A 7328-nucleotide genomic window follows, 5' to 3' on the forward strand; every position below is an offset into this window, starting at 1 on the left:
ACACTCTTGAGGATAACGGAACAGGCTTCCGTTAACTCGATCATTCGGGGTGAATCAGGGGAGGAATCAGCGGAATAGCGGAACGGTTTTCCGTAATTTTGCGATCGACACGGGTATTCGGGTTCATAACATACGCCAGTTCCGCTATTTGACGGAATCGCGGCTCCGCAAGTCTCTGCCGAAGCCGCTTGCCTTCGCCGATCGTGCGGGACATGCCCTTCTGCAGCGAATGATGCTGCTGTCCAAAAAACCGGCTGCGTTCGAATCGGCAGCCGGCTTTTTTGTCGTTGCGACAGCTAGCTTGTCAAGGAAGCGGAATACGCTCCACGACCAGATCGTCGAACGAAGACGTTCCGTTCGCAGCCGCGTCCGACCATAGAAACACCTGGACATACTTGGCCGTAGCGGACGGCGTTACCTCGAATTCATATTGCGTCCAGTCCGTATTGTTCTGCGTAGCGTGCCACGTATATTTGACGGTGGAGACCATATCTTCCTTGACTTGTCTCAGACCGAGAGATACGCTCCCCGTCGTCGAGCCGTTTTTCACCCATCCGCGAACGACATATTTGCTTCCGGGCTGAGTCGGTATAAGGTCGGATACGATGATGTTCCAAGCATTGGCCGGGTCCGGCGCAAAGGAGGCGGAGTAGCCGCCGCCATGTTTCTCGCTCGGCGTCCACAAGCCGGCCCGCATCAGCCAGCTCGCGGGTCCCGTCGCCTGGGCGTTCGGCTGCTCGAAGCCCGGATTTTTCAGCAGGTTGCTGTCGATCCGGACCGCGAACGGCACGGAGCGGACGACCTGCCCTTCCGCCGTCAGATGAATCGTCGCCTGATACACGCTGCCGGTTACGCTTGACGGCACGTAGACGGTGCCGTTCACGGTCGTCTGCTGGTAGGCGGGCAACGAAATCTGGGAAGGCAGCTGCACGGTCATACCCGCAGGCGCATCCGCATCGAGCGTCACCTGCAAGCTGCGGGACACGTTGCTCGTCACGTTTACGGAGAACGGGAACTGGCCTCCCTCGGTTGCGACAACGGTGGCGGGCACCGCTTCGGCATCGAATGCGTACTCGGGCTCGTACGGGATCTCCTCGACATACAAATCGTCGAACCAGGCCGCGCCATTGGCCTGTTGGTCCATTTTCAGAAACACCTGAACGTATTGGACGGTCGGGGAGGGGACGATTTCCAGCTCATACCGTGTCCAATCCGACGATGTTAGCACGGGTTTCCAGGTATAGCCGATCGTGGAGGAGCCGCTGTTGTTGCTCTGTCTGAGACCGATCGCAACCTCTCCCGTCGTAGAGCCGTTTTTGACCCATCCGCGCAAAGCATATTTGTTGCCGGCCTGGATCGGGATTACGCCCGACGCGATGACATTCCAAGCATTGGCCGGGTCCGGCAGCAGAGAGACGGAGTAGTCGCCTCCATGCGACGTATCCCGCGTCCATACGCCTTGACGCATTCCCCAGCCGTCCGGTGCAGTGCCAAGTATGGTAGCTTCTTCGAAGCCCGCATTGGGCAACAAATTTTGATTGATGACGATCTGCAGCGGCAGCGAACGGACCAGCTTGCCGTCGGCTTTGACGCGAATCGTGGCTTCATATACGCCGTCGGTGACGCTCATCGGCAAATATACCGTTCCGGTTACCGAGGTTTGCTGGCCGGAAGCAAGCGTCAGCCCGGCGGGGAGCTGCATCGTGATCCCGAGCGGAGCTTCCGTCTCCAGCGTAACCTGCAGATCCCGGGTAACGTTGCTGGACAGTCTCACCGTAAACGGATATTCGCCGCCTTTATTCGCTTCGATGACGGGTGTGAGCGATTCTGCAACGAGCAAATCCATGTAGTCGTAGGAAATCCAATGCTCGACGGATACCGGAATGCCCGGCTTGTCCGCATACTCGAACGCGATGCTCGCCTTCAGGCTGTAGCGTCCTTGCGTTACGGGCGAGCCGATCCGGAAGTCGAACGTCTCCGAGTCGGTCAAGCCGCCGCCGAGCTGGGACATCGTCCAGACGTCAGGCTCCGAGCCGAACGGTTCCGGATAGTTTACGGTGACCCGCACGTTCTGCAAATCGACGGAAGCGCCATTGTCGAGGCTGACCGTCAGCTCGTTGGGCTGCTCCTGACCGACGATCCGGCCGCCCGCCAACTCGAGCTCCGCCTTGACGTACGCTCCCGCGATCGGCGAGAGGGATTGCCCGATTTGCTTCAATGCGGCGACGATTTGCTGCTTCGTACTTCCGTCGGGGAGCTGTGCGGCCCAATCGGTCAGCTCTCCGACGAGGCCGAGAGCATCGACGGCATCTTCCGACGCAGAGGCTGTATCCGGTACGGAACCTTGCAGCGAATCGGCAATGTCGTCCAATTTGCTATCCAACTGGCTTATTCTCGTGCTCCAATACGTGTCGCTCGACAGTTCGGCCGCCCCGTCGACCGTGTCGGATGCATGCGTTGCCAAGGCTAGGAAGGGCGTAATCCGGTACGTGAGCGACTGCAGCGGATCGAGTCCGATCGCGAGCTCGTCGTCCTGCTCGTCCCGGGTAGTACGCGAATCGCCGTACAGCAGCTCGGCGCGGTACCCGGTTATGCCGAGAGGAACGGCAACCTGGCGGGCTTGTGCGCTCGTATTGACCGCGGCGACGTAGAGCTCGTCGCCATCCTGCCACAGCGTCCAATACGTATCCTGCCCTTGTCCGTGTCCGATGCGCTCAGCTCCCGTAATCAGCCCGCCGAGAAGCTCCGTCTCTTCGCGGAATTCGACGAGACCCGGCCATAGAGCGGATTGCCGCAGCTCGAAGCCGTTCTCGTTGAAGGAGTAGTAGGCCATGCCTTGAGCGCCGTTCAGCAGCGACTGGTAAGCCATATTGCGCAGCTCCCCGATCGTCGGCAAATGCGGCCAAACCGGCGGATTGTACATCGCCTGAAGGACGTTCAAGACGGGCTTGCGGTTCCCGGCGGCTTGCTTGGCCCGGATGGCGCTCTCCCCGACGGCGGAAATCGGGTTGTAAGGAAACGGATACACGTCGGTGGCGAAAATATCCGTCAGCTTGGATACGGTTTCGTAGGCGGCTGCTGGCGCTTCGACCATATAGGTCGGATGCTTGCTGTCGAGGGAGCGGATCAGCCGGTACGCATCGGCGAGCTCTTCCTTCGTCTTGTTGTTCTGAATCGGCTCGTCCATGATCATCCAGGCGAGTACGGCCGGATGGTCTTTCAGATTGGTAACGAAATCTTGGGTCAAATAAACGTTTTCCTTCACGTTCATGTTGGCATAGAGCGGGACGAGCACCTTCAAGCCGTTCTGCTGGGCGGCATCGAGCGTGCCCCGCATGACGCTGACTTTATCGGTGACGCCGCCTTGCACCGTGTTGACCCCGGCCAAGCCGACATAAGGGTAATCGGTCCGGCGTACGTGATAGGCCGCGACCGGAAAGAAGGGCTCGCCGTCCACCATAATCGTGCCGTCCTCGCGAAGCATCGTCGGCCGGTCGATCCGGAACACCGTCTCCTCGGCTTTCTCCAGCTCCGCACCGGCCCCGTCCAGCAGTCGGACCTCTACGCGGTAGGGCTCGTCCTTGACCATCAATGTCGGGTCGAATGCGAAGTCGAGCGGCTGATCCGCGCCGGCCAGACTGTACGTAGCGATCGTAACGCCGGTCGACTCGCGGTAAATGCGCGCTTGCGCGGACTTGTTCTCCAGATGTCCGTCTCGCGAGTAGAACGAGGCGCCGACCCGGCCTTCCGTCAGCTCCGAGTAATAGAACGACTCGTCGGTCGTGAGCTCGATCATCGCCCGTTGCTTCTTTAGCACAATCGAGATATCGTCGAAATAAACGGTGCCGGTGCCGTACTGCCGGACGAAGAGGCACAATATCGTCGCCTCCGGAGGAGCGGTAAACGTAAGCTTCAGGTTTTGCCAATCCCCGGTTATTTCCGACGGCAAAAACTTGTACGTCGAATCGTAGCCGAGTATATGATTGGCGCTCGTGCGCTGACCGTTTTTGTAAAACTCCAGCTTGTAGCCGGCGCCTCCTCCTTCCATGTCAAAGCCTTTGACCCAGGCGGAAACCTCGTACGTCACGCCCTCCTCCACGAGGATGTCCTGAGCGATCCACGGCTTCGTCTGCTGCTGTGTCCGGATGCGGAAGCCGTTCGTTCCCGTGCGGGCGGCGTCGGTCGTGAGCGCCAGCTCCGGGTTGCTCCAGCCCTGGAAAGGAATCCAGTTCAGCGGAGCGGAGCCGTCGCTTTGCTCGAATCCGCCGTTTTGGATCAAATCGTCGCCGATATCGGCCGCGACAGCGAGCGGAACGGCTGCCGGAACGAGCAAGGGCAGCAGGAGCGACAGCAGGCAGGCGATCAGAGCCGCCTTTGCGCCGAGCGGTCCCATTTTCCTCAGAAAGCTCGAATTGGACCCGTACATGATCTTCCCTCCAATGTTTTCTTGTGTACATGCGTTTCGTTCTGCGATGTCGAACGATGAAAAATGCTTTTTAATTCAGGTCGCCGACCGGTCCATGAAAGCGTTGCTTGGCATTAGCGCAAAAGCAATAAAATGATAGCGCTTACATTAATTCGCTTGTTCGTATCCGCAACTTCTGCCGGACCGTTGCGACAATCGATGGCCACCTCCTTTGACCGGCTTGTTCGATGCGTGGTGGGCGGCGACAATGATTTGACCTATCCCGCCCACGGCACCCTCCAGGCCGCCGGTATACCTTTATAGTAAATCGGACGAGTGGATAAAGCTTTGCCGCCTAGGGCCAACGTTTTGCCAATTCAGTCGGGTTACGGTTTAGCTTTGACGTTGTACCCGTACAAAACGGTGACCGCCGCTTGAGCGACGGCTAGGCAAGATTAGCTCTTCCTGTACCGGTAATATAGGAACGAGCCTACGGGTGCGGTTTGGATCGGCTCAATGGTCGCGCCAGAAGGACCGGAAGCCGCCAAAGCTCGCGACCTCCGGCCCTTCTGGCCGAGCGAAAGCTTTTCCGAAGCAGCAGACCTTCTTGAAAGACTAAAAAAATAAAAGACAAGACTGCCGCTGTCATATTATACTCACCTGTAGCCGCATAAAAATGTAAATTAATTTGTAGGAGAGATAATAATGTTGAGTATGTTTAAGGCGATAATTCCAACAAAAAAGCAATTTAAGAAATGGTCAATGCCCGGGAAAGTTACATATATCAGTTTTATAATTGGGATAATCAGCCTAATCCTCGGCATCATTCCTTATATTATTACTACAAATAACGTTGATAGAGAAGAACTAGTAAAACAGTTAGAAACCTCTGATGGGGCTAACGATTTACGCACATTAGAAGCTACGCTTCAGAAAGTGAAAGATAATAGTAGTTTGCAAGATGTGTATCTTTACTATAAAGGACGATTAGCCATGAAATCTGCAGAGATTCCAAAAGACAATCCTGGGAAGTACCTTTTACAAATAGATACAGGTAGTGATTACTACATTAGAGCCCAAAAAGGACTCGCATGGTATTATAGTACTGTTTATTCTGGAGAAGAATATGAGAATAAATTAAAAGAAATTACAAATAAAATTGAATCAAACAACATGATTGACCCATTTTATTTTTTTCTTAAATACATGGTAACAAATAAAACATATAGTAATATTGAGAAGGAATATAATCGATTTGTTAATTATTATAAAGATACATACAACTTTAATGAATCTTATTTTATTGAACCGAAAAACGTACCATACAGAACGTATTACATCCTTCCTATGAAAGAAATACAATCACTGAATTTTTTCTTTAATTCTGTTCTCTTGGAATTCGCAGAAAAAGAAAACTTAACTACGGAGAAAATTCAAGCATTTGCTAGATTAAAAAAGATTGAAAAGAATACTGATTACATTTTACTGGACGAGGGATTCACGCTTTTAAATATAAATTATAAAGATAAGGAACAGCTAAAAAATGAGTTAATTGATTTAAAACTTAATACCACTTATGACGAATTTGTCGGAGAAAAAGTAAGCACAGGACAAGTTCCGATCACTATTTACTCCGCCGAATTAAAAAAATAACCCCAGCAGTTTGATAGCGAAATTGGATGAGGGCTCCTTATAGGCCCTATTCCCATAAAATCCCGAATACCCAAGAAAAAAGGATATAATCGCCTTGTTCTGGGGCGAGTTGCTTACGAAGGTTTGCCGCAGCGTGGCCCTTGATGAAGGGGGAGGGTGCCGACGAGATGAATTCCATATCCAAGTATGTGGTTACCACTACGCTAGAAGAACCTCAATGGAACGCCAGTTTCATCAAAAACGACATTATAGAAGAAGTGACCAAGCTTAAGCAGGAACGGATCATCAATTTCCGATCTATGGCAGCGGTCAATTGATTCGCTACCTTGATGGAGCACAATCTTATCGATGAGTATCACTTTATGGTCCATCCGGTAGTATTAGGCAAGGGCAAACGACTCTTTACGGAACAGGATCAAAGAGACTTGAAGCTGGTAGGCGTAAAGACAACGTCAACGGGTGTGGCCATTTTATCCTATTAACCCGCAAAATGTGTTGATTAAGCAGTTCAAGGTAAGTTTCACAACCAACACAAATCTAAGTGTGGGGCAAGCCCCTAAGTGGAATACACTTTGCCAGTCTGTCGACTCTTTTATTTTTTCAAAATAAAAAAGATCGAGGAGGGGAAGTTCCTCGACCACTATCGCTCTTAGAGGGGCTCCCGACAACTCCTCGCGATATGTTGAACAGCAGGGATTGAGGGCAAAATTATGCCGTAAGAGTGAAACCCCGTAACCTACGGCGCAGCTTCATCCTTTCTACGAAACTATATATGTGCGGCGCGGAGAGAGAAAGTATTTCATCGAGGACAGCTCGTACCGGATATCATGCCGGGAAGCCTCATCTTTCTCAAAGAAAATGTCGTGCACCGAGCCACTTCCGGCAGCGTGCCCGGTCATGAAAGCTACGTGCTCGGCTTTCACAAGAAGCTGTTCGGAAGCGAGCATCAGACGCTGCTGTCGGGCGACAACTCTCCTTTTTTGGGCAGACCTCCGGTTTTGTCGCTTAAGGACAACGACCGGCTGCTGATAGAGGGACTGTTTCACAAAATGAAAAACGAGCTGATGAACAAACGAACGCAATTTCTCGCTTGCATTAGGGCTGCTGCTGGAGATGATGCCCTGCGGCAAATGGAGGAAAGCACGGGCTCTGTGGACAAAAAGAACGCGGCCCGTCATAAAAAGGTTACGGAAATCATCCGCTATCTCAACCAGCATTATGCCGAACCGTTTTCCCTGACCGAATATATTTCCGCCATCCGCATCAAGGA

The 7328-nt window shown here is 53.0% G+C and carries 4 protein-coding genes; 3 read left to right on the forward strand and 1 reads right to left on the reverse strand.

The features are described from left to right. Positions 1-304: 304 nt before the first annotated feature. Positions 305-4426, reverse strand: a complete 4122-nt coding sequence (locus tag FE784_RS40155; protein ID WP_139607912.1) for a carbohydrate binding domain-containing protein — start codon at positions 4424-4426, stop codon at positions 305-307. A gap of 684 nt (positions 4427-5110) precedes the next feature. On the opposite strand from FE784_RS40155, the gene FE784_RS40160 reads away from it, so the two are divergent. The 3 genes from FE784_RS40160 to FE784_RS40170 all read left to right on the forward strand — a co-directional run. Then, complete coding sequence (locus tag FE784_RS40160; protein ID WP_139607913.1) at positions 5111-6058, forward strand: hypothetical protein; 948 nt, start codon at positions 5111-5113, stop codon at positions 6056-6058. A gap of 362 nt (positions 6059-6420) precedes the next feature. Next, on the forward strand, positions 6421-6540 hold the full coding sequence (locus FE784_RS43075) for a dihydrofolate reductase family protein (protein ID WP_176706874.1): 120 nt from the start codon (positions 6421-6423) through the stop codon (positions 6538-6540). A 381-nt stretch (positions 6541-6921) separates the two neighbouring features. Further along, the coding region (locus tag FE784_RS40170; protein ID WP_139607915.1) for a hypothetical protein at positions 6922-7328 on the forward strand (407 nt) is incomplete at its 3' end.

Origin of the sequence: Paenibacillus hemerocallicola (assembly GCF_006265175.1) — a bacterium.
GTDB lineage: Bacteria > Bacillota > Bacilli > Paenibacillales > NBRC-103111 > Paenibacillus_AB > Paenibacillus_AB hemerocallicola.